Source organism: Prescottella sp. D32, assembly GCF_037287305.1.
GTDB classification, from domain to species: domain Bacteria; phylum Actinomycetota; class Actinomycetes; order Mycobacteriales; family Mycobacteriaceae; genus Prescottella; species Prescottella equi.
In genome coordinates, this window is sequence record NZ_JARBSW010000002.1 from 386,709 (window position 1) to 406,569 (window position 19,861).

Sequence of the window (19,861 nt, forward strand, 5' to 3'; positions counted from 1 at the left end):
AAACGGTGCTCACTCTCGCGGCCAAAAGCAAGCACCCGGAGCCCGCCGTGGCGAGTTCCGGGTGTGTGTAGACGACAGGTCAGGAGGCGGACAGCACCCGCGACCTCTTCCCGACGACGGCGTCGACGCTGAACCGGCCCGCACCGACACCCGCGATCAGCAGCGATGCGACCCCGAGCGCCAGGACCAGTTCGTAGCCGCCGTCACCGACGAAGATGCCGTTGCCGACGTGCACGATGAAGAACGCGCCGAGCATGTTCAGGAAGAGCAGGACGCCGGCTACCCGGGTGGCGAATCCGACGAGCAGGGCGATGCCGCCCACCAACTCGATCGTCGCGGCGACGATCGCGGAGACGTCGGCCAGCGGCACGTCCATGCCGGCGAAGGCGGCCTGGGTGCCGTCGATGCCCCACGTGGAGAACTTCTGCCACCCGTGCGCGATGAAGATCACGCCGAGGCCCAGCCGGGCGATGAGCAGACTGACGTCACGGAACACGGTGGAGTTCATGACCCCACCCTGACACAGATTAAGTTGAAGCGTCAACCTAAGCGCCTACAGGCTCAGGCTCCCTCGAGGGCGCTCGCCACGAACGCCACGGCATCCGCGTCCGAGATTCCCAGCCGACGAACCACCCGGGCGTACTCGGTCGCGGCTTCCTGCGCCTTGGCTCGCGTGGGATCGCCGGACGCCGCCACGAAGGAGCCGAGCCGTCCACGTGTCTCGATGACCCCGAGTTGCTCGAGCTCCCGATAGGTTCGCGCGACGGTGTTCGGCGCGATGTGGAGTTGGGACGCCAGGCCCCGAACAGTCGGGATCTTGGTGCCGGCCACGAGCCGCTCGGACTTGACGAGTTCGAGTATCTGCGTGCGCAACTGCTCGAACGGCGGCGTCGACGACGCGTGGTCGATCTCGATGTCCACGACTCCCCTTCCTGCTCATCCGCCCCCTGTCGAGTGGATTCACGGTAACGCGGCGAGGGCGTCCTCAATGGAGAACGACCCCTCCGTGAGCATCAGCGTGCGCCGGACCGCACGCGGCGGACGGCCGTCCCCGTCCGACGCGAGCAACGCGGCGATGACGGCTGCGACATCGCCGCGTGGCACCGTGCCGCGTTCGAGCGGCGGCTCCGTCAACGTGACCTCGCCCGTCGGATCGTCGTCGGTGAGTCCTCCGGGCCGCAGGATCGTCCAGTCCAGGCCGTCCCGCCGCCTCAGGTCGTCCTCGGCGGCGGTCTTCGCGACGAGGTAAGCCGCGAACACCTCGTCGGTGCCGTCGGGAATCGGCTCACCGGCGCCGAAGGAGCTGACCTGGATGAACCTCCGCACCCCGGCCCGCTCGGCGGCATCGGCCATGAGGACCGCGGCGCCGCGATCGACGCGGTCCTTCCGGTCCGCGCCGCTGCCCGGTCCGGCGCCGGCCGCGAACACGACCGCGTCGGCACCACGGACGACGTCCGCCACCTCGTCGACGGTCGCGGTTTCGAGGTCGATCACCACCGGCAGCGCACCGAGCGCCCGCACCGGGCCCACGTGGTCCGGGTTTCGGATCAGTGCCACCGCGCGGTCGCCCGACGCGGTCAACTCCTTGATCAGGTGCCTGGCGATCTTGCCGTGCCCGCCGGCGATGACGATGCGTCGATCGGTCATGTCCAACACTCCTCACGCTGAGTTCGTGACTAGCTGGTCTCCATGCTCCGTCATCCATTGTCCCCGTGCAGAATGGCAGGCATGGCAGGTACCGCAAAGAACGCAACGATCTATCACAATCCCCGCTGCAGCACGTCGCGGAACACGTTGAAACTCATCGAGGAAGCAGGCCTCGAGCCGACCGTCGTCAAGTACCTCGAGACGCCGCCTTCGCGGGACGGACTGCGCAAACTGCTCGACGACGCGGGCCTGCGCCCGAGCGAGGCGATCCGAAAGAAGGAGGCCGTCTACAAGGAACTCGGCCTCGCGAGCGCCTCCGAGGACGAACTGCTCGACGCGATGGTCGACAACCCGATCCTCATCGAACGGCCCATCGTCGTGACCGACCGCGGCACCGTGCTGGCGCGGCCGTACGAGAAGGTGCGCGAGATCCTCTGACCGCCGTGGGCTCAGGGCAGCGGATCGCGTGCTATCGGACACGACATACAGCGCGGTCCGCCCCGCCCGGACCCCAACTCGGAGCCGGAGATTCGCAACACCTCGATGCCCGATGCCTCCATTCGCGCGTTGGTCTCGACGTTGCGCTCGTAGGCGACCACGACGCCGGGCGCGAGCGCGAGCGTGTTGTTGCCGTCGTCCCACTGCTCGCGCTCGGCGGTGACGTGATCGAGTCCGGTGTCGATCACCCGCAGCTTCCCGATCCCCATCGCGGCCGCGGCGGCCTCGAGGAAGGGCTCCGGGCCGCTGATCCGCGCGCTTCCGTCCAGGCTGCGGATCGTGAAGGCCGACAGGGTTTCCCGAACAGCCGGGTACATCACGACCGCATCGGTGTCGACCATCGTCAGGACGGTGTCGAGGTGCATGGACGCCCGCCGTTGCTCGATCGGCACCACCAGCACGGTGTGCGCCAGTCCGTCCTCGAAGACGCTGCGCGCCAACGCTTCGGCACCGGCCGGCGTAGTCCGCTCCCCCACGCCGACCGCGATCACCCCGGGGGCGAGCAGCAGGACGTCGCCGCCTTCCACCGGGGCGGTGTGCGATTCGTAGGCCCGCCGCACCCCGCGGAAGCGCGGGTGATGCGCATAGATGAGGTCGGTGAGCGACGCCTCGCGCGCCCGCGCCGGCAGGGCGAGGGTCGTGATCGCGAAGCGGCCGCCCACCCAGAACGACGAATCCCGCGTGAACAGCAGGTTCGGCAGTGGGTCGATAACGAAGTCGCCGCCGTGGTGCATCAACCGGACCAGCGAGGGGGTCGCGGCACCGGTGCCGATCGGCAACTCGTCGAACGTCATCCCGGCGGTGAGGACGTCGGCCAGGTCGGCCGCGGGAATCCCGCGCAGGTGCGCGGCGAGGTCCTGCGCGAGTGCGTGCCCCAGTTTGCGCGGGTCGACGGCCGCCGAAATGCCCTGCATCCGTGCCGCACCGCTCGTGGTGAGCGTCTCGGCCAGCAGGTCGGCGAGCAGCAGCACCTCCACTCCGCGCCCGCGAAGCACGTCGGCGAACGCGTCGTGCTCTTCCTGCGCGCGGTCCAGCCAGGGCAGGCCGTCGAAGAGCAGTTGGTCGTTGTTGCGCGGGGTCAGTCTGCGCAGTTCGTCGCCGGGACGGTGCAGCAGCACCGTGCGCAGCGCGCCCACCTCGGTGTCGACCCCCGGTTTCGCCGGCTCCTGCACGCTCATGGGTAAACGGTAGTACCGCCCGCGTCGGACGGCATCCCACGCCCCAATCCTCGAGTATTGTCGAGGTTGGCGCACGGGAAGGGTGGACGGAGTGGAAATGCCGGATTGGAACACCAGGGAACTCACGCCCGGACAGCTGTCGGAGCGCAGCGGGGTGGCGGTCTCGGCGCTGCACTTCTACGAACGCGAGGGCCTCATCTCGAGCCGGCGGACCAGCGGCAACCAGCGCCGCTACAAGCGCGACGTGCTGCGCAGGGTCGCGTTCGTCCGGCTGTCCCAGAAAGTCGGGATACCGCTCGCCGAGATCCGGGAGGCACTGTCCACCCTCCCGGACGGCCGCACCCCCAACCGCAGCGACTGGGCGCGGCTGTCGAGCCGCTGGCACGCCGACCTCGACCGGCGCATCGAACAACTCACCCGGCTGCGCGACGACCTCACCAACTGCATCGGCTGCGGGTGCCTGTCCCTGGCGAGTTGCACTCTCGCCAACCCGCACGACGAACTCGGCACCGAGGGGCCCGGGGCGCGGGTCATCGATGTCGAGATCGACTGACCCGCCCGCACTCAGCCGGCGTCGGTGAGTCGGCGCAGCACCTCGTCACGGTCTCGGATCACCATCTGCCCCACCATCTGGCGGGCGAGGGTCTCGATGCTGCCTCCGATCACGGGGACCTTCGCGGTGATCGTTCCGCGCACCGCGAGCAGCGCGCCGCCCGCGTGCGGGCCCAGGTCGTAGTCGCCGCGGATCACGACCGGTATGCCCGTCGACGTCCCCTCGACCCGACCCGACGCCCGGCCGTCGCCGACAGGACTCCACGAGTCGACACGCTGCATACGCATCTCACCGCGAACTGCCTTGCGCACCAACGCCGGAAAACTGGCCGAATCGACCGTCTCGGTCATCGTCACCGTCACCAGTGGCCGCCCGTCCCCGTCGAGGGAGTCGACCACCTGCACGGCTGCGCGCGAGTCGGGAGCCAGTCGCCCGCGCCAGTAGGCTTCGTCGGTCAGCACGGCGTACACACGCTCCACCGGATGCGCGAACTCGGCCGAGAACTCGAAACGCTTCGGCATGCGTCGGACGCTACCCGATCAGTCAGGTGATCAGGCCCCGTTCGCGGGCCGCGGCCACCGCAGCGGTGCGACTGTCGACACCGAGTTTCGTGAACGCATGTACCAGATGGGACTTGACGGTGGCCTCGCTCACGAACAACTGCTTCGCGATGGCCCGGTTCGACAGTCCCTGCGCCACCAGGTCCAGAACCTCGACCTCCCGGCCGCTGAGCTCCACTCTCGGCTGCTGCATACGCCGGTAGAGCCGTTGCGCCACATCCGGATCCAACACCGTGTCACCTCGCGCCGCCGCGAACACCGACTCGATCAGCACCTCCGGCGCCGTGTCCTTGAGCAGGTATCCGGAGGCACCCGCCTCCACCGCGCGCAGGATGTCGGCGTCGGTGTCGTAGGTGGTGAGCACGACGACACGCGGTGGATTGTCGGCCGCGGTGATCCGTGCCGTCGCCCCCGCACCGTCCAGGCCGGCGCCGAGCCGAAGATCCATCAGCACGACGTCGGGTTCGGTGCTCCCGGCCAGCGCCACCGCCTCCTCGCCCGACGACGCCTCCGCCACCACGTCCACACCGTCGTGCGACGCGAGCAGGGCGCGCAGTCCCGCTCGCACGACGGGATGGTCGTCGACCAGAAGCACCCGCACGCCACTCACAGCGGCCTCCCCACCGGAAGTGTTGCGGCAACCGCAGTCCCGTCGTTCGGAGCACTCTCCACGACCAACGTTCCTCCCAACTCCGCGAGTCGCTCGCGCATGGCCCGCAGACCGAATCCACCGGCCTCGCGGGTATCGAAACCGATCCCGTCGTCGACGACGTCCAGGCGCACCTCGTCCGCCTCGTAGGTGAGTGTCACCCGCACCCGCTGCGCCCGCGAATGCAGGCGGACGTTCGCAAGCGAACTCTGCGCGACCCGCAGCAACGCGACGTCATAGTCCATCGGCAGGGGGACGTCCTCGCCGTCGGTGTGCACTTCACCGATGATGCCGGTCTGGTCGCCGAGTTGGGCGACCAGGCGCCGCAACGCCGACTCGAGGGGCGCCGATTCCAGGTCGGCGGGCGCGAGCGCCGCCACCACCCGGCGAGCCTCCACCAGATTCTCCTGCGCGGTATCGGCGATCTGGTCGAAGATCGGCGCGGCGTCGTTGCCGCGCCGGCCCGCGCGGGCCAGCAGCAGGATCGACGAGAAGCCCTGCGCGAGGGTGTCGTGGATGTCCCGGGCGAGCCGTGAACGTTCCTCCAGGGCACCGGATTCGCGTTGCAGGGCGCCCAGTTCGTCCTGTGCGCCCAGGAGTTCGCGATGCGCCTCGGTGAGTTCGTCGACCAGCAGCTGTCGTTCGGCGGCCTCCCGCACCAGCAACTGGTACACCGTCGCCATGCCCGCGGCGACGGCCGCACCGATGAGCGGCCCCACGATCGACGGCACCGTCTCGGTGACGCCGTGCCACAGGCTCGCCGTGATCGACACCGCCGTGAGCGCCACGGTCGCTCCGAACGCCTGCGGAATCGTCAGCAGGTGGAAGCACAGGAAGAACAGCGCGAACACGAGCCAGACGAAGTTGGGGTCCGAGACCACGAGCGCCAGCCAGCCGAGGACGAGGATGCCCAGCCACGACCGCCCGGACGCCTTGTCGACGGCCCCGCCGTTTCGCGCGCCACGGGCGAAGAGCACTCCGCAGCCGTACCAGAGCAGTTCCGCGACCGCGATCGCGACGATCCACCAACCGTCGGCGCCCTTCGTGACGAGAACCCGTCCGACACCGATCGCGAGCAGGAGCAGGAAGAGGAAGTGCGCGCCGATCTGCATGGCGCGCAGCACTGGGGCGACACCGCCGGGATGGTACGCGTCGGAGGTCTGCATTTCACTCACGCTAACACCGCCGATCCCACGCTCGCCGCCGCCAAGCACGGACTCCTACTTTCGATGGACCGGGGAAGTCAACCGATGCGCGATGCCCCGACCACCCCTTCTCCGCGACGCTGGATCACATGTTCCTCAGTATTCGAGATCTCCGCTTCGCCAAGGGCCGGTTCGCCCTCATGAGCTCGGCCCTGTTCCTGATCTCCCTGATGGTCGTCATGCTGTCGGGGCTGACCACGGGGCTGGGCAACCAATCGATCGCCGCCGTCCAGCACATCGGCGCCGACAACTTCGCGTTCGGTGAACCCGCAGAGGGCCAGTCGCTCTCGTTCGGCGAATCCACCGTCACCGAACAACAGCGCGACGCTCTGGCCGCGACGGCCGGTGTCGACGAGGCCGCGATCGTCGGCATCGCGCCGGTCCGGATCAGCAACGGCAGCAGGGAGGTGGCCGCCTCCGCGTTCGGAGTCGACGGCGATTCCTTCGCCGCCCCCGTACCGCTCGATGCCGGTTCGGCCGCCGTCGACGCCGATCTCGCGAAGGACAACGGCTGGGACGCCGGTAGCCGAATCACCATCGGTGCCCAGACGTTCACGATCACCGCACTCGTCGACGACTCCCTCTACAGCCATCAGCCCGTGGTGTGGATCGACCACGGGGTGTGGACGCAGCTGCCGTCCGCGGGCGGCAGCGACGGCACCGTCGTCGCGCTGCGCACGTCGGGCGGGTTCGACGCCGACGGTGCTGCCGCCGCGACCGGCACGTCGATCACCGACCAGAAGGGTGCGCTCGACGCGATCGGCTCCTACACGTCCGAGCGGGGCTCGCTGCTCCTCATGCAGGCGATGCTCATGACGGTCAGTGCCCTGGTGGTCGGCGCGTTCTTCACCGTCTGGACCATCCAGCGCAGCCAGGACCTCGCGGTCCTCAAGGCCGTCGGCGCCTCCACGAAGTACCTGCTCAAGGATGCACTCGGCCAGTCGCTGATCGTGCTCGTCCTCGGCGCCGGCCTCGGCGCCCTCGCCGCGGCGGGACTCGGCGCCATCGCGTCGCAGTTCGTGCCCTTCACGCTGACCCTGACGGGCACCCTCGTCCCGTTCGTCGCATTGATCGTGATGGGCATGGTGGGTGCGACCGCCGCCCTGGCCCGCATCGTCTCCATCGACCCGCAGTCCGCGCTCGCGACCGCCCGCTGAGCCGCCCCCTCCACGAAAGGTTTCCCATGAGCATCGACCTGCGTGACATCGTCCTCACCTACCCCGACGGCGACACCCGCCTGCGCGCCCTCGACGACGTGAGTCTCCACGTGAGCCGCGGGGAACTGGTCGCCGTGACCGGACCGTCCGGATCTGGCAAGTCGAGCGTCCTGGCCGTCGCAGGGTTGCTGACCACGCCGGATTCCGGCGCCGTCAGGATCGACGGCACCGATGTCACGGGCCTCGACCGCGGCGCCCGCACCGACGTGCGGCGCGAGAAGCTCGGTTTCGTGTTCCAGCAGTCGAACCTGCTGCCGTCCCTCACCGCCACCGAGCAACTCGAGATGATCACGCATCTGAACGGCGGCAAGGTGCGCGAGAGCCGGCGCCGCGCCCGAGACCTGCTCAGCAGCCTCGGTCTCGAGGGCCAGCTCGACCGGCGGCCGAACCAGCTCTCCGGTGGGCAGCGACAGCGGGTCGCGATCGCCCGCTCACTCGTCAACGACCCCGCGGTGCTCCTGGTCGACGAGCCCACGTCGGCCCTCGACGAGGAACGCAGCCGGGAGATCGTCGCGCTGTTGGCGGACCTGAGCCGCGAACGATCCGTCGCGACGGTCATGGTGACCCACGACCTGAGCCAACTCGATCTCGTCGACGCCGCGTTCGAGATGCACAGCGGTGCGCTGCGGCCGCGCCCGATCGCTACAGCAGTGAACTGAACCGGTCGTTGGCCTTCTGCATCACGAACTCGTACGGCGGGGCGAACTTCCGGGCCCACCAGTATCCGAATCGGATGTCGTTCGACGTGTAGACCAGGAAACGGTTCTTCACGATCCCGGCCAGGATGCAGTCGGCCACCTTCTCGGGCGTGACGGCGTGCTTCTCGAAACGCCGGGTGAGCTTCTGCACGCGCGGGTCCTGTCTGTCGATGCCCGCGATCTGCACCGTTTCGACCAGGGGTGTCTTCACGCCACCCGGGACCACCAGGCTCACGCCGATACCGTGCCGCTTGAGGTCGAACCGCAGGACCTCCGACACTCCACGCAACCCGAACTTGCCGGCGCTGTACGCCGCATGCCACGGCAGCGCCAGCAACCCGGCCGCGGACGAGACGTTCACGAGGTGTCCCCCGCGGCCGGCCGCGATCATCGGCGGCACGAAGCGCTCGATGACGTGGATGGGGCCCATCAGATTGACGTCGACCATCGACTTCCAGTGCCGATGCTCGAGATTTTCCACCGTGCCCCACGCAGAGATCCCGGCGACGTTCATGACCACGTCGAGACTGCCGAACTCCTCGTGCACGTCGTTCGCGAAGTCGGTGACGGCGTCGAAGTCGGTGATGTCGAAAGCGCGCGCGGACAACACCTTCCCACCCGCACCACCGCACAGCGCGACGGTCTCCGCCAGACCGACCTCGTTCACGTCGGTGAGCACCAACTCCGCGCCTCTGCCCGCCGCCGCGACGGCGGTCGCCCGCCCGATCCCACTGGCCGCACCGGTGACGAGACACTTCTTCCCGTCGAGTGTTCTGATCGCCATCGTCTGCCGTCCCCCGCCTTCGCCGATCGGTCCGTCCAGTCCCGGCAGTGTACGTCGCACACGAGGCATCCGCGCCGAACGAGGCGTCGGCGCGGGGGCAGCGCGAATCGGACTCCGAGGGGCCCTCTTCTCAGAGGCGCTGCGCCATCTCGTCCTGGTAGTCGCGGATGGTTCTCTCGATGCCGTCCGCGTCCTCGGGGCGTCCGTGGCTTCGGGCGTCGTCCGCCCGATCGCGCAGCACGCGAATCGCCCTGCGCAATTCGTTGTCGCTCATTCTGCGGTCCATGTCACAAGTCTCCCCGGTGTGGCCGGGGTTCGCCAGCCGGGCCGGAATTGACCGGCAGAGCGCCGGAATTGCCGGAAGAGAATTCGAGCAACGGCGAAGCTATTCGAGTAGCGCCGCCGCAATTACCATCCCGTCCGGGCCATTCAACGAACACGCCGAACGCCTGACCAGTCGACACTTTCGAGCTACCGATTGGCTATCACCGGTGCTACTATCGTCGCGATGTCTGATTTCGCCGCACGGCTGAACAAGCTCTTCGAGACCGTCCATCCCCCGGGCCGGAAGCCGCACACCAACGCAGAAGTGGCGAACGCCCTCATCGCGGACGGACACAAGATCTCCAAGCCGTACATCTCGCAGCTGCGCTCCGGCCAGCGAAGCAATCCGTCGGACGAGACCGTGGCCGCCTTCGCGAAGTTCTTCAAGGTCAAGCCGGCGTACTTCTTCAACGACATCTACGCCTCCAAGATCGATCACGATCTCGAGCTGCTCAACCAGTTGCAGGGCTACGGGCTGCGCAGGCTCGCGACCCGTGCATTCGATCTGTCCGAAGAGTCCCAGACGCTGTTGACGACGCTCGCGGAGAAGCTGCGCGCAGCGGAGGGCCTACCGGAGATCCCCCCGGACGCTTCACGCTGACCACGGTCCCGGTGAGTCGGTGAACCCCGCCCGGGATCGGGAGAAACACGAAGAAGGCCCCCTCCCGAGGGAGGGGGCCTTCTTTCCGGTGGAGCTGAGGGGAATCGAACCCCTGACCTCTTCGATGCGAACGAAGCGCGCTACCAACTGCGCCACAGCCCCGAACCACGGTCCATCGTTCCCTGACCGCTCCGAAACTCTAACAGGACATGCCTCCGGATAACGAATCGGCTGGTCAGCGGCCACAATTCGCGCCGACACCCGACAACGCGAAGGGCGCCCGATCGGTGATCGGACGCCCTTCGCAAAACCTGTCGGACTACTGTCCCGACGCTCTGCGCAGATCCTCGTCTCGGTAACGGCTGTCGTCGTACCCGTACTCGGCCGCCTCCGCGTCGTAGTAGTCGAGGTGGTCGAACGCCGGGTCCCCGTCGTCGACCTCGAGGACCACTGCGCCGGGCCGGCGCAACCGCGACGGGACGAGGCGAAGTTCGTCGTCGGAGAGCGACTCCACACCGAGTCGCGACCGGCCGACCCGGGCCATCCGGCGGCGACGAATGGCCTGCTCCATGTGCACCTGTCGGCGCAGATATGCCAGATAGAACCCCAGTCCGACGAACGTCAGCGCAAAGACCCACCACATGACGGGGGTGAGTGCCACGGCCAACCCGGCCGTGAGCAGGGAAGCGAACACCAATCCCAGCACGGAACGCTGACGGAACTGGTATCGGGCCGCGCGGGCGATCGCGTCGGCCTCGGGGTCGAATCCACCCCGGCCGCGTCGGTCCGGTACGTACTCTCCCGCGGCGCCGCGGTCGCGCGCCCTCGGGTCGTCGTCGGCGTGAGCGTTCATTCGATCCTCCGCGTCCGTGCCATGGTGGTCGTCGCTGTGGGTGTCACCGAAATCCGGTGCCGGTCGCCAGTTCGGGTCGCTGCGGTGCCCGGCCGCGGGACCCCGCGCCGTCCGCTTCGCCCCGCCTTGAAACAGCACTCGAGTCGCGAGGGCTGCGTCGGTTGTCTGCCGGATCCGAGGCCGCCTGCTGACAAGCATCGGAACAAGGACGAACAGCCAGACGGCGACGAGCGCGATCCAGATGATCGAGGAACTCGGCATACCGGCGGCCTCCTCCCATTCGTCTACCAGCACTGATGTCGCCAATGACCCGTTCAGGGTAGTGGCAGCGAGGCACGAATCGTCGCAGACGCGCCGACTCAAGTTTCGCAGGTGTCACACCCGTCACTCGATTATCACCTCTCGAGGAAGAAATTGCAGCCTCGAGATTCCTTGCACCCCGCGCCGTCCCGGGTCCACCCAGCAAACGACGCCCCACCGAGGCGCCGCACGGTGGCAGGCCCGGCCCGCCGGCGGCAGCTGACCCGACATCTGCCGCGAAACGGCACAGCGAGCTGCAATCGACCTTCGGCCGCCGCAGAAAAGCGACAAATTGTGCGGTCGATTCCAAATCGTTAGCGACCCTTGATCAAATCTAGGAAAACAAGTCGCCAAAATCTTACGGATCAGTGATTCAGCCCCAATACTGCAACCGGGACAGGCGCTCGCGAAGCGGCCTGTCCACACCGCCCGAGGCCGGGATTTCCCACCGGTCGCGCAACAGGAGAAGACGAGGAATTCCCATGCATGCGAATCGCCGGTCTTTACTTCGCCACTTTCGCCGCCGCTCCTTCACGCGCTCGGCCACCGCGGTCGTCGCCGGCTCGGCGGCCCTGCTGCTGGCGGGCGCCGTAGGCACCGCGGGCGCCGCCGTGACCCAGCAGGAGAACACCTCCGCGCACACCGTGAGCTTCGACGGCTGGGATCTCACCGTCGAGCAGACGGGGCAATCCATCAACAGCGTGCAACCGCTCTCGGGCAACCAGTTCACGCGCGACCTCTTCGCGAGCCAGCGGGCGCTCGCCACGGTGAGTGGCAACGGCGGCTCGCCGTACACCGGCGGCACCCTCGAGGTCGGCTACCAGATCGGCTACCAGGCCGACGTTTCGAACGGCGCCGTCATCACCGGCAACGCCGGCGTCACGCCGGGCGCCGTCTTCATTCCGGAGGTCTCCGAGAATCTGATCCTGACCGCCGACCCGGAGGTCCCGGCGGTAGTGGAACTGTTCAACGGGCAGGCCCTCGAGCTGGGCGTCGAGACACCGGTCGAGGGCAACCTCTCGACGCAGATCGCGCCCGGCACCATCGCGACCGTCCCGGTCCAGAAGAAGGAGTGCAAGTCGACGCAGTGCGCCATCACGCTGCGCGACGTGCACCTCGAGGTCAATCACGCCCTCGGCACGGTGTCGGTGCGGTCCTACGCGATCTTCACCGCGTCGACCGATATCGCCGACGACGTCGTCGTCAGTTACGGCCCGCCCGTCATCGTGTGATCCGCGGCCGAGCGGCCTCGTCGGGCGTCGGGCCCCGGCGGGGTCGCTCGGCCGTCAGCCCCACGTGGCGCGTCCGGCCCGCACCAACCGGTCGGAGATCGAGCCCGGAACCTCTTCCACCGTCATCGCCACCAGCAGGTGGTCCCGCCATTGGCCGTCGACGTCGAGGTAGCGGCGCAGCAATCCCTCCTCCCGGAACCCGGCGTGTTCCAGAACTGCCCGGCTCGCAACGTTTTCCGGGCGAACGGTGGCTTCCACGCGATGCAGTCCCATGGGACCGAAGCAGTGGTCCAAACCGAGTGCGAGGGCGGCGGTCGCCACCCCCTGGCCGCCGACGTCCTTCGTGACCCAGTAGCCGATCCACGCCGAACTCAGGGCGCCTCGGATGATGTTGCCGACCGTGATCTGGCCGCAGTAGCGACCGTCGAGTTCGATGACCATCGGCAGCATGCGGCCTTTGCGGGCCTCGGAGCGCAGGCTCGAACACAGGCCCGGCCAGACGGTGACATGGTGCCGATCGTCCCACGGCGCCTGCCCGGTGGGCTCCCACGGCTCGAGATGCTCCCGATTGACGATGCGCAGCCGACTCCACGTCGCCGCATCACGTAACCGGATGGGCCGCAGCGTTACCCGGCCCGCCGTCACCCGCAGCGGCCCGACCCGGGCAGGCCATCCAGGATGCACCGATCCGCCCCGCTCAGCCCCGCTGCGCAAGGAACGCGACTTCCACCTCTTCACCGGCCCGAACCTCGGTGACCTCGGGGTCGACGAGCACCAGACAGTTGGCCTCAGCCAACGTGGCGAGCAGGTGCGACGACGCTCCCGGCGCTCCGCCGAGCGCCTGCACGAGGTACTCGCCGGTGGTTTCGTCCCGCATCAGTTGTCCCCGCAGAAAGCCCTTGCGGTTCGCGATGGACGTGATCGGGGCGACCGACCGGGCCGTGACGATCCGGCGCATCGGCTGCCGCCGGCCCAGGGCGATACGGATCAGCGGCCGCACCATCACCTCGAACACCACGAGCGCACTGACCGGATTGGACGGCAGCAGGAACGTCGGCACCTCGTCGCGCCCCAACTGTCCGAAGCCCTGCACGGATCCCGGGTGCATCGCCACCCGCTCCACCTCGAGATCGCCCAGATCCGCGAGCGCCTCGCGCACCTCGTCGGACGCGCCACCACCGACGGCGCCCGCGATGACGACGATCTCGGAGCGGATCAATTGCCCCTCGACGACTTCCCGGAGCCGCCGCGGATCCATCGTCGCGATGCCGACCCGGTTGACGTCGGCGCCGGCGTCCCGCGCGGCGGCCGCGAGCGCGTACGAATTGACGTCGTACACCTGCCCCGGGCCGGGCGTGCGGTCGATGTCGACGAGTTCGCCGCCCACCGATATCACCGACAGGCGTGGCCGTGGATGCACGAGAACCTTGTCCCGGCCGACCGCGGCGAGCAGCCCGACCTGGGCGGCGCCGATGATCGTGCCCGCCCGGACCGCGACGTCGCCGGGCTGGACATCGTCACCGGCGCGTCGGACGTAGTCGCCGGACCGCACCGGCTTGTAGACCTTGACCCGCACGTGACCGCCGTCGGTGCGGTCCATCGGCAGGACGGCGTCCGCGAGCGTCGGCAGCGGCGCACCGGTGTCGACCCGCACCGCCTGCCGGGGCTGGAGCCTGATCGGCTGACGCGAGCCCGCGGTGACCTCACCGACCACCGGCAGTGTGAGCTCGGTGGGCTCGCCGTCCTCGCCGCGGACATCGGTGCCCGCGGCGAGGACGTCGACACTGCGAACCGCATAGCCGTCGATCGCGGCCTGGTCGAAGCCTGGCAGTGGCCGTTCGGTCACCACTTCCTCCGCGCAGAGCAGCCCCTGCGCCTCGGAGATCGCCACCCGGACGGGCCGGGGCGCCACCGCGGCAGCAGTCACTCTCGACTGCTGCTCCTCAACCGAGCGCATGTGGTTTCTCGTCCTCCAGACCCTGTCGACCCGACCTGTACTGCTGCGAACCGCTATTCGGCGGAAGGCTGCTGCAGTCGGTCGGCCAGCCACTCACGCAGCGACGGACCGTACTCGTCGCTGTTCAACGCAAAGTCAACCGCAGCCCGCAGGTAACCGCCGGGATTTCCCAGATCGTGTCGAGTTCCGCGATGGACCACGACGTGGACGGGATGTCCCTCGGAGATCAGCAGTGCGATGGCGTCGGTGAGCTGGAGTTCGCCGCCCGCGCCCGGCTCGATCCGGCGCAAGGCGTCGAAGATCGCGCGGTCGAGCAGGTACCGGCCGGCCGCGGCGAAGGTGGACGGAGCGTCCTCCATCGCCGGCTTCTCGACCATTCCGACGACCTTGAGGACGTCCGGGTTGGTCGCGTCCGGGACTGTCTCGACGTCGAACACGCCGTACGCGCTGACCTGCTCCTTGGGCACGTCGATGGCGCACAGCACGCTGCCGCCGCGCTTGGCGCGCACCCGCGCCATGGTCTCGAGCACGCCGCGCGGCATCACCAGATCGTCCGGCAGGAGCACCGCGATGGCGTCCTCGTCGTCGTCGAGCACCGCTTCGGCGCACCCGACCGCGTGACCGAGGCCCAGCGGCTCGGCCTGCACGACGGAGTCGACCTCCAGCAGTCCCGGAGCCTTCCGGACCTTCTCGAGCAGGTGGTACTTGCCGCTGGCTTCGAGCTTGCTCTCGAGGACGAGATCCTCGACGAAGTGAGCGACGACACCGTCCTTACCGGGCGAGGTCACGATGACGAGACGGTTCGCCCCCGAATCGGCCGCCTCACCCGCCACCAACTCGATGCCCGGCGTGTCGACCACCGGGAGTAACTCCTTCGGAACGGTCTTCGTCGCAGGTAGGAACCGCGTTCCCATCCCTGCAGCGGGCACGACCGCCGTCCGGAAGCACCTGTTGTCATTGGTGACGGCATCTGTCATAACTCACCACCCTATCCATCCGGCCCCCGCGGCCGGACGGAGCGATCCTAAGGTGGCGGTCATGAATTCGCTCTCCAAGGCGGAATGGCGTGCTCACGTCCTCCGCGAACGCCGTGCGGTGTCCTCCGGAACGCGGGCGGCCGAGGCGCGGGCGCTGGCCGCGACGGCGGTTTCCGTGGCCGGATCGACGGCTCCGGCGGGGGCGACGGTGTGCGCGTACGTGCCTGTCGGCTCGGAACCAGGTTCCATCGAGATGCTCGACGCGCTGCGTGCGGCCGGGTTGCGGGTGCTGCTCCCGGTCACCGGTGAACCCGGCCCGCTCGAGTGGGCCGAGTTCACGGGCGCCGAAGGGCTGGCCGCGGCGGGCCACGGACTGCAGGAACCCTTCGGTCCGGTGTTGCCGGCCGGCGAGGTCGCGTCCGCGTCCGTGATCTTCGTCCCGGCGCTCGCCGTGGACGAGCGGGGCACCCGACTGGGCCGAGGAGCCGGGTTCTACGACCGCACCCTCGGCTACGCCGATCCCGGCGCGGCACTCGTCGCGGTGGTACGCGACTGCGAGTTGGTGCCCACACTGCCCGCCGACCCGCACGACGTCCGGATGCACTACGCGCTCACCCCGGGCCGCGGGCTGGTCCGGCTGCGCGACGAGTGACTTTCGCGACGTTCGCTCACTCGCGGAAATAGCATGCTGGTTTCCGCTGTTGGCACTGTCGACTGTAGAGTGCCAACACCTGCGGTTTGACTACACAGTGCGGAGGAACCCCAGTGCCCACCTACTCGTACGCCTGCACCGAGTGCGACAACAAGTTCGACATCGTGCAGTCGTTCAGCGACGACACCCTGACCGTGTGCCCGGCATGCTCGGGCAAGCTCCGCAAGCTGTTCAACTCGGTCGGCATCGTGTTCAAGGGCAGCGGCTTCTACCGCACCGACAGCCGTGGCGGCGGCTCGAGCACCGTGAGCGAGCCCGCGAAGAAGTCCGAGTCGACCTCGACTGCTTCCTCGTCCTCGTCCACCACGAGCGGATCGAGCACGGCCGCCGCGAGCTAGCCGCCGCCGCCGAACCACTTTCTCCACAGCTCCGGACTCATCCACAGGCAGATCGGTCCGCCCAGGAAAGCCCCGGCCGGTTCCTCGCACCCGGCCGTAGCGTCCGATGGCATGCCGAAGTATTCCGTCCGTTCCCGGGGGCCGAGTCCCGATGCGTCGCTGGCGCCGACCCTGCTGGGCAGGGTCGGCGCCGCTGTGCGTCCGGACTGGGCCCGCACCGACACGGCCCGGCGGGTCACCGCCGGTGTCCTGATCGTCGCCGCCGGGGTGCTCCTGCTGCGCGACGGATTACGTGACTCGGGCGCCCCGGTCCTCGTCGCGGCGCACGATCTGACCCCCGGAACGGTGCTCACCCCCGACGATGTCCGGGTCGTCGCCCGCCCGGATCCTGATCTTCCCGAGGGATCCGTGCGTGTCGTCGCCGACGCCTCCGGCCGCACCGTCGCCTCACCGGTACGGGCGGGCGAGATGCTCACCGATGTCCGTCTCCTCGGCCCCCGGCTCACCGAGGCCGCTGCCGGGGCGCCCGACGCGCGGATGGTGCCGGTCCGGCTGACGGATCCGGGTCTGTCCGAACTCATCCGCGCCGGCGACCGCGTCGACGTCCTGACCGTGGACCAGACGTCCGGGCCCACCGAGACGCGACGGCCCGCCGCCACCGTGCTGGCAACCGACGCCACGGTGGTGCTCGTCTCCCCCGAATCGTCCGGTGCGGGACGGCGCGACCGCGTCGTGATGCTCGCGCTGCCGGCGCCCGCCGCGGGGGCGGTGGCGACCGCATCGTTGACCGACGCGCTCACGGTGACCCTGCGGTGAACGCGCGCCGGTCGCCCACCGTGTCCCCGTGAATTAGGGTCTGCTGGTGCACCAGTCATTCCAAGCGAGGGGGCACAGATGCTCAAGGGATTCAAGGACTTCCTGCTCCGGGGCAATGTCCTGGATCTGGCGGTCGCGGTGGTCGTCGGCGCCGCGTTCACCGCGATCGTGACCGCGTTCACCGACAACATCATCAGCCCGCTCATCGCCGCGGTCGGCGGATCCGACGACCTTCCCTGGGGTATGGCGATCATCGAGGGCAACGACGCGACGTTCGTCAACGTCGGCGCCGTGGTGACCGCGATCATCAATTTCGTCATCATCGCTGCCGTCGTCTACTTCGTTCTGATCGTCCCCGCGAACGCCGTCAAGGCCCGTTTCGCGACGGAGGAAGAGGACACGAAAGCCAGTGAGGCGGACCTGCTCATCCAGATTCGCGACATCCTGGCCGAGGGCCGCATCGGCGAGGCCTCGTCCGCGGAGTCCGACGGCAGGCACACCCGAGTCGACGACTGATCCGTCGGCCCACACCGAAACGACGATGCGCGTGCCCTCCGGAGGGCACGCGCATCGTTTCTTCTCTCCCGCGGGAGTCGCCGTCCGAGCGACTCGAGATCAGCCGTGGTGCGGGGGCACCTGACGACGCAGCCACTCGTCCGGAGTGCCGTCGCCGCGCGACTCGCCGTCCGGGGACTGCTCGTCCGACGTCTGGTCGGGCAGGACCGTTCCGAACACGGCGTCCAGCCGTGCCCGGTCGATCTCCTTCTTCTTTTCCTGGGTCATTCGTCGATCGCCGACAACTGACCGATGACGTGGCTCGCGAGCGGCGTCAGCGTCGCCATGCCGTCGCGGACGGCCGCCCGCGACGCCGCGAGATTGGCCACCAGGGTGCTGCCGGAGATGCCGACCAGACCGCGCGAGATCACCGCGTCGACCGCGCCGGCCGCCAGACCCGAGGACCTGAGTGCCTCACTGATACCGGGCAACTCGCGATCGAGAACCTCGGCGGTGGCCTCGGGGGTGACGTCACGCGGGGTGACGCCGGTGCCGCCGACCGAGATCACCAGGTCGACACCGCCGATCACCGCGGTGTTGAGCGCGTTGCGAATCTCCACCTCGTCCGCGGTCACCGCGACGGTCGCGTCCACCAGGAATCCGGCCTCGGTGAGCAGTTCGGTGACGAGCGGACCCGTCGAGTCGAGGTCGCCGTGGGCGGTGCGATCGTCGACGATGACGACGAGAGCTCGTCCGGCCATCGGTGATTCCAGTTCCATGGTTCCCACCGTAGTGGCAGCGTCCGACGACGTCGGGACGTGGCGGAGAATCCGCGGCGCCGGTCGCGCTCCGGAGTTCATCAACGGCCGCCCGTGGTGGGCGCGGTGCCGAGTTCGACGTCGACGGTCTTGCTGTTGCCGGACGGGTCCTTGTACGTGACGCTCACCTTGTCGCCGGGCGCGTGGGAGCGGATCGCGGCGATCAGCGCGTCCCCGCTCGTGATCACGCGATCGTCGACCTTGGTGACGACCGCACCCTTCGGGATGCCGGCCTTCTCGGCCGGTCCGCCGCCGGTGACGTCGACCACCGTCGCGCCGCCCGTCGCGTCCTTGGCCGCGACCTGGACGCCGATGATCGCCTGCGTGGCCTTGCCGGTCTTCACCAGTTCGTCGGCGATGCGCCGGGCCTGGTCGACGGGGATCGCGAAGCCGAGTCCGATCGATCCGCCCTGCCCACCGGCCGTCGCGATCGCGGTGTTGATGCCGACCAGTTGGCCTTCCATGTTCACCAGCGCGCCACCCGAGTTGCCCGGGTTGATCGCGGCGTCCGTCTGGATCGCGTCGATGACGGTGTTCTGGTTGCCGGTCTCCCCGCTCGTCGACACGGGGCGGTCGAGCGCGGAGACGATGCCGGCGGTGACGGTGCCGGCCAGGCCGAGCGGCGAACCGATCGCGACGACCTCCTCGCCGACCTTGACGTCCTCGGACGAGCCCAGCTCGATCGGGGTCAGGCCGGACTTGCCGTCGACCTTGATGACCGCGATGTCCGAGGTGGGGTCGGTACCGACGAGGGTGGCCGGGGCCGTGCTGCCGTCCGAGAACGCGACCAGCAGCTTGCCGTCGGTTCCGCCGCCGGCGATGACGTGGTTGTTGGTCATGATCAGTCCGTCGGACGAGAGGATCACACCGGAGCCCTCGCCTTCACCGCGGGTGCCCGCGACCTGGATCTGCACGACGCTCGGCACGACCTTGGCGGCGACGGCCTCGACGGACCCCGCCGGCGCGTTGGACGCGGGACTGGTGCTGGGCTTCGGTGCGTCGAGCGCGTTCGAGACGGGGGCGCTGCTGCCGTTGTTCGACGAGGCGAGCGATCCCACGACGCCACCGATGCCACCGCTCACGAGCGCCAGCGCGACGGCGCCCGCCACGAGAGCCGTCCGGCCCACCCGCCGGGGCTCGGTGGACGGCGTCGGCGCACCGGTGGTGGGCAGGGTTCCCGTGGCACCGACCGTCGGGATCTGCTCGGTCGGGCGGTACCCCGCCTGGTACCCGGGCTGCTGCGGGTAGCCCGGGTAGCCGCCGGCGCCATGCGGCGTCGTCGGGTGGTAGCCGGCTCCGGGGCTCCACGGATCGCGCGGAGCGGACGGCTGCTGTCCCTCGCCGTGCTGGTGGGCGTTCTGCGCGGGATGACCCTGGTAGGGATTGCCCTGGTTCGGGTCACCGTGAGGATTACGGTCGTCGGTCATCGCACCGCTTTCTGTCTGTCCG

At 68.9% G+C, this 19,861-nt stretch carries 26 protein-coding genes and 1 tRNA gene; 10 read left to right on the plus strand and 17 right to left on the minus strand.

The window, feature by feature from the left end; genetic code table 11:
- Window positions 1–79 precede the first annotated feature (79 nt).
- Genes PSS76_RS11350 through PSS76_RS11360 form a run of 3 tightly spaced genes read right to left on the minus strand, consistent with a single transcriptional unit; the run spans window position 80 to window position 1,647 of the window.
- Window positions 80–508 carry a DoxX family protein gene (locus PSS76_RS11350; RefSeq protein WP_005514778.1) on the minus strand — a complete coding sequence of 143 codons (429 nt, stop codon included), beginning with the start codon at window positions 506–508 and terminating at the stop codon, window positions 80–82.
- 53 nt (window positions 509–561) lie between these two features.
- Window positions 562–921 (minus strand): GntR family transcriptional regulator, encoded by a 360-nt coding sequence (locus tag PSS76_RS11355; protein WP_005514780.1) that lies wholly within the window; start codon window positions 919–921, stop codon window positions 562–564.
- A 39-nt stretch (window positions 922–960) separates the two neighbouring features.
- Window positions 961–1,647: an SDR family oxidoreductase gene (locus PSS76_RS11360; RefSeq protein ID WP_064077143.1), complete on the minus strand. Its 687-nt coding sequence runs from the start codon at window positions 1,645–1,647 to the stop codon at window positions 961–963.
- Between the two features lie 81 nt (window positions 1,648–1,728).
- Between PSS76_RS11360 and arsC the strand changes: the two genes are divergently transcribed.
- Window positions 1,729–2,085, plus strand: coding sequence for an arsenate reductase (glutaredoxin) (gene arsC / locus PSS76_RS11365; protein ID WP_069856146.1), 357 nt, complete (start codon window positions 1,729–1,731; stop codon window positions 2,083–2,085).
- A gap of 11 nt (window positions 2,086–2,096) precedes the next feature.
- On the opposite strand, the gene PSS76_RS11370 is transcribed toward arsC, so the two are convergent.
- On the minus strand, window positions 2,097–3,323 hold the full coding sequence (locus PSS76_RS11370) for an arginine deiminase (RefSeq protein ID WP_084845583.1): 1,227 nt from the start codon (window positions 3,321–3,323) through the stop codon (window positions 2,097–2,099).
- Window positions 3,324–3,414: 91 nt separating this feature from the next.
- Between PSS76_RS11370 and soxR the strand changes: the two genes are divergently transcribed.
- Window positions 3,415–3,876: a redox-sensitive transcriptional activator SoxR gene (gene soxR / locus PSS76_RS11375; protein WP_269151780.1), complete on the plus strand. Its 462-nt coding sequence runs from the start codon at window positions 3,415–3,417 to the stop codon at window positions 3,874–3,876.
- Between the two features lie 11 nt (window positions 3,877–3,887).
- Here soxR and PSS76_RS11380 read toward each other — a convergent pair whose 3' ends face one another.
- The 3 genes from PSS76_RS11380 to PSS76_RS11390 are packed head-to-tail and all read right to left on the minus strand — an operon-like array spanning window position 3,888 to window position 6,251.
- On the minus strand, window positions 3,888–4,397 hold the full coding sequence (locus PSS76_RS11380; RefSeq protein ID WP_084870469.1) for a DUF2505 domain-containing protein: 510 nt from the start codon (window positions 4,395–4,397) through the stop codon (window positions 3,888–3,890).
- Window positions 4,398–4,419: 22 nt separating this feature from the next.
- Complete coding sequence (locus PSS76_RS11385) at window positions 4,420–5,046, minus strand: response regulator (RefSeq protein WP_081187421.1); 627 nt, start codon at window positions 5,044–5,046, stop codon at window positions 4,420–4,422.
- Window positions 5,043–6,251: a sensor histidine kinase gene (locus PSS76_RS11390; protein ID WP_022594576.1), complete on the minus strand. Its 1,209-nt coding sequence runs from the start codon at window positions 6,249–6,251 to the stop codon at window positions 5,043–5,045. Before PSS76_RS11390 ends, PSS76_RS11385 begins: the two co-directional genes overlap by 4 nt.
- Before the next feature lie 128 nt (window positions 6,252–6,379).
- On the opposite strand from PSS76_RS11390, the gene PSS76_RS11395 reads away from it, so the two are divergent.
- Together PSS76_RS11395 and PSS76_RS11400 are read left to right on the plus strand one after the other, a co-directional pair.
- Window positions 6,380–7,447: an ABC transporter permease gene (locus tag PSS76_RS11395; protein WP_064077140.1), complete on the plus strand. Its 1,068-nt coding sequence runs from the start codon at window positions 6,380–6,382 to the stop codon at window positions 7,445–7,447.
- 26 nt (window positions 7,448–7,473) lie between these two features.
- Window positions 7,474–8,166: an ABC transporter ATP-binding protein gene (locus PSS76_RS11400; RefSeq protein WP_337456207.1), complete on the plus strand. Its 693-nt coding sequence runs from the start codon at window positions 7,474–7,476 to the stop codon at window positions 8,164–8,166.
- On the opposite strand, the gene PSS76_RS11405 is transcribed toward PSS76_RS11400, so the two are convergent.
- Window positions 8,150–8,989 carry an SDR family oxidoreductase gene (locus PSS76_RS11405; RefSeq protein WP_064079126.1) on the minus strand — a complete coding sequence of 280 codons (840 nt, stop codon included), beginning with the start codon at window positions 8,987–8,989 and terminating at the stop codon, window positions 8,150–8,152. The two genes, PSS76_RS11400 and PSS76_RS11405, sit on opposite strands and share 17 nt — an antisense overlap.
- A gap of 130 nt (window positions 8,990–9,119) precedes the next feature.
- Complete coding sequence (locus PSS76_RS11410; RefSeq protein WP_022594568.1) at window positions 9,120–9,263, minus strand: hypothetical protein; 144 nt, start codon at window positions 9,261–9,263, stop codon at window positions 9,120–9,122.
- Between the two features lie 234 nt (window positions 9,264–9,497).
- Between PSS76_RS11410 and PSS76_RS11415 the strand changes: the two genes are divergently transcribed.
- Window positions 9,498–9,914 (plus strand): helix-turn-helix domain-containing protein, encoded by a 417-nt coding sequence (locus PSS76_RS11415; protein ID WP_005514792.1) that lies wholly within the window; start codon window positions 9,498–9,500, stop codon window positions 9,912–9,914.
- 89 nt (window positions 9,915–10,003) lie between these two features.
- On the opposite strand, the gene PSS76_RS11420 is transcribed toward PSS76_RS11415, so the two are convergent.
- A tRNA-Ala gene (locus tag PSS76_RS11420) sits at window positions 10,004–10,076 on the minus strand.
- A 157-nt stretch (window positions 10,077–10,233) separates the two neighbouring features.
- Window positions 10,234–11,028, minus strand: coding sequence for a divisome protein SepX/GlpR (sepX, locus tag PSS76_RS11425; protein ID WP_022594566.1), 795 nt, complete (start codon window positions 11,026–11,028; stop codon window positions 10,234–10,236).
- A gap of 521 nt (window positions 11,029–11,549) precedes the next feature.
- Between sepX and PSS76_RS11430 the strand changes: the two genes are divergently transcribed.
- Complete coding sequence (locus PSS76_RS11430) at window positions 11,550–12,299, plus strand: MspA family porin (RefSeq protein WP_013415198.1); 750 nt, start codon at window positions 11,550–11,552, stop codon at window positions 12,297–12,299.
- A gap of 54 nt (window positions 12,300–12,353) precedes the next feature.
- On the opposite strand, the gene PSS76_RS11435 is transcribed toward PSS76_RS11430, so the two are convergent.
- Genes PSS76_RS11435 through PSS76_RS11445 form a run of 3 tightly spaced genes read right to left on the minus strand, consistent with a single transcriptional unit; the run spans window position 12,354 to window position 15,233 of the window.
- Window positions 12,354–12,983 carry a GNAT family N-acetyltransferase gene (locus PSS76_RS11435; RefSeq protein ID WP_226347404.1) on the minus strand — a complete coding sequence of 210 codons (630 nt, stop codon included), beginning with the start codon at window positions 12,981–12,983 and terminating at the stop codon, window positions 12,354–12,356.
- A 13-nt stretch (window positions 12,984–12,996) separates the two neighbouring features.
- Window positions 12,997–14,256, minus strand: a complete 1,260-nt coding sequence (glp, locus tag PSS76_RS11440; RefSeq protein WP_005514799.1) for a molybdotransferase-like divisome protein Glp — start codon at window positions 14,254–14,256, stop codon at window positions 12,997–12,999.
- A gap of 53 nt (window positions 14,257–14,309) precedes the next feature.
- Complete coding sequence (locus PSS76_RS11445; RefSeq protein ID WP_005514800.1) at window positions 14,310–15,233, minus strand: UTP--glucose-1-phosphate uridylyltransferase; 924 nt, start codon at window positions 15,231–15,233, stop codon at window positions 14,310–14,312.
- A 61-nt stretch (window positions 15,234–15,294) separates the two neighbouring features.
- On the opposite strand from PSS76_RS11445, the gene PSS76_RS11450 reads away from it, so the two are divergent.
- The 4 genes from PSS76_RS11450 (at window position 15,295) to mscL (ending at window position 17,615) form a co-directional block, all read left to right on the plus strand.
- Window positions 15,295–15,885 (plus strand): 5-formyltetrahydrofolate cyclo-ligase, encoded by a 591-nt coding sequence (locus PSS76_RS11450; protein ID WP_037084510.1) that lies wholly within the window; start codon window positions 15,295–15,297, stop codon window positions 15,883–15,885.
- A gap of 113 nt (window positions 15,886–15,998) precedes the next feature.
- Window positions 15,999–16,283, plus strand: a complete 285-nt coding sequence (locus tag PSS76_RS11455; RefSeq protein WP_005514802.1) for an FmdB family zinc ribbon protein — start codon at window positions 15,999–16,001, stop codon at window positions 16,281–16,283.
- A 111-nt stretch (window positions 16,284–16,394) separates the two neighbouring features.
- The gene (locus PSS76_RS11460) at window positions 16,395–17,099 is read left to right on the plus strand and encodes an SAF domain-containing protein (protein WP_005514803.1); all 705 of its coding nucleotides are present in this window, start codon (window positions 16,395–16,397) and stop codon (window positions 17,097–17,099) included.
- A gap of 78 nt (window positions 17,100–17,177) precedes the next feature.
- Window positions 17,178–17,615 carry a large-conductance mechanosensitive channel protein MscL gene (gene mscL / locus PSS76_RS11465; protein ID WP_013415194.1) on the plus strand — a complete coding sequence of 146 codons (438 nt, stop codon included), beginning with the start codon at window positions 17,178–17,180 and terminating at the stop codon, window positions 17,613–17,615.
- 99 nt (window positions 17,616–17,714) lie between these two features.
- Here the strand turns inward: mscL and PSS76_RS11470 are convergent, their stop codons facing one another.
- The 3 genes from PSS76_RS11470 to PSS76_RS11480 all read right to left on the minus strand — a co-directional run bounded on the left by PSS76_RS11470 (window position 17,715) and on the right by PSS76_RS11480 (window position 19,839).
- Window positions 17,715–17,882, minus strand: coding sequence for a hypothetical protein (locus PSS76_RS11470; protein ID WP_337456209.1), 168 nt, complete (start codon window positions 17,880–17,882; stop codon window positions 17,715–17,717).
- Window positions 17,879–18,373 (minus strand): MogA/MoaB family molybdenum cofactor biosynthesis protein, encoded by a 495-nt coding sequence (locus PSS76_RS11475; RefSeq protein ID WP_005514807.1) that lies wholly within the window; start codon window positions 18,371–18,373, stop codon window positions 17,879–17,881. Before PSS76_RS11475 ends, PSS76_RS11470 begins: the two co-directional genes overlap by 4 nt.
- 80 nt (window positions 18,374–18,453) lie before the next feature.
- On the minus strand, window positions 18,454–19,839 hold the full coding sequence (locus PSS76_RS11480) for a S1C family serine protease (protein ID WP_337456210.1): 1,386 nt from the start codon (window positions 19,837–19,839) through the stop codon (window positions 18,454–18,456).
- Window positions 19,840–19,861 lie beyond the last annotated feature (22 nt).

Bases quoted from the DNA above. Each gene is read 5' to 3' on its own strand.
- PSS76_RS11395 (WP_064077140.1), top strand. From the start codon at position 6,380: ATGTTCCTCAGTATTCGAGATCTCCGCTTCGCCAAGGGCCGGTTCGCC.
- PSS76_RS11450 (WP_037084510.1), top strand. From the start codon at position 15,295: ATGAATTCGCTCTCCAAGGCGGAATGGCGTGCTCACGTCCTCCGCGAA.
- PSS76_RS11400 (WP_337456207.1), top strand. From the start codon at position 7,474: ATGAGCATCGACCTGCGTGACATCGTCCTCACCTACCCCGACGGCGAC.
- PSS76_RS11380 (WP_084870469.1), bottom strand. From the start codon at position 4,397: ATGCCGAAGCGTTTCGAGTTCTCGGCCGAGTTCGCGCATCCGGTGGAG.
- PSS76_RS11445 (WP_005514800.1), bottom strand. From the start codon at position 15,233: ATGACAGATGCCGTCACCAATGACAACAGGTGCTTCCGGACGGCGGTC.
- PSS76_RS11470 (WP_337456209.1), bottom strand. From the start codon at position 17,882: ATGACCCAGGAAAAGAAGAAGGAGATCGACCGGGCACGGCTGGACGCC.
- arsC (WP_069856146.1), top strand. From the start codon at position 1,729: ATGGCAGGTACCGCAAAGAACGCAACGATCTATCACAATCCCCGCTGC.
- PSS76_RS11370 (WP_084845583.1), bottom strand. From the start codon at position 3,323: ATGAGCGTGCAGGAGCCGGCGAAACCGGGGGTCGACACCGAGGTGGGC.
- PSS76_RS11410 (WP_022594568.1), bottom strand. From the start codon at position 9,263: ATGAGCGACAACGAATTGCGCAGGGCGATTCGCGTGCTGCGCGATCGG.
- PSS76_RS11430 (WP_013415198.1), top strand. From the start codon at position 11,550: ATGCATGCGAATCGCCGGTCTTTACTTCGCCACTTTCGCCGCCGCTCC.
- PSS76_RS11350 (WP_005514778.1), bottom strand. From the start codon at position 508: ATGAACTCCACCGTGTTCCGTGACGTCAGTCTGCTCATCGCCCGGCTG.
- PSS76_RS11415 (WP_005514792.1), top strand. From the start codon at position 9,498: ATGTCTGATTTCGCCGCACGGCTGAACAAGCTCTTCGAGACCGTCCAT.
- sepX (WP_022594566.1), bottom strand. From the start codon at position 11,028: ATGCCGAGTTCCTCGATCATCTGGATCGCGCTCGTCGCCGTCTGGCTG.
- mscL (WP_013415194.1), top strand. From the start codon at position 17,178: ATGCTCAAGGGATTCAAGGACTTCCTGCTCCGGGGCAATGTCCTGGAT.
- PSS76_RS11360 (WP_064077143.1), bottom strand. From the start codon at position 1,647: ATGACCGATCGACGCATCGTCATCGCCGGCGGGCACGGCAAGATCGCC.
- PSS76_RS11460 (WP_005514803.1), top strand. From the start codon at position 16,395: ATGCCGAAGTATTCCGTCCGTTCCCGGGGGCCGAGTCCCGATGCGTCG.
- PSS76_RS11480 (WP_337456210.1), bottom strand. From the start codon at position 19,839: ATGACCGACGACCGTAATCCTCACGGTGACCCGAACCAGGGCAATCCC.
- PSS76_RS11390 (WP_022594576.1), bottom strand. From the start codon at position 6,251: ATGCAGACCTCCGACGCGTACCATCCCGGCGGTGTCGCCCCAGTGCTG.
- PSS76_RS11475 (WP_005514807.1), bottom strand. From the start codon at position 18,373: ATGGAACTGGAATCACCGATGGCCGGACGAGCTCTCGTCGTCATCGTC.
- PSS76_RS11405 (WP_064079126.1), bottom strand. From the start codon at position 8,989: ATGGCGATCAGAACACTCGACGGGAAGAAGTGTCTCGTCACCGGTGCG.
- glp (WP_005514799.1), bottom strand. From the start codon at position 14,256: ATGCGCTCGGTTGAGGAGCAGCAGTCGAGAGTGACTGCTGCCGCGGTG.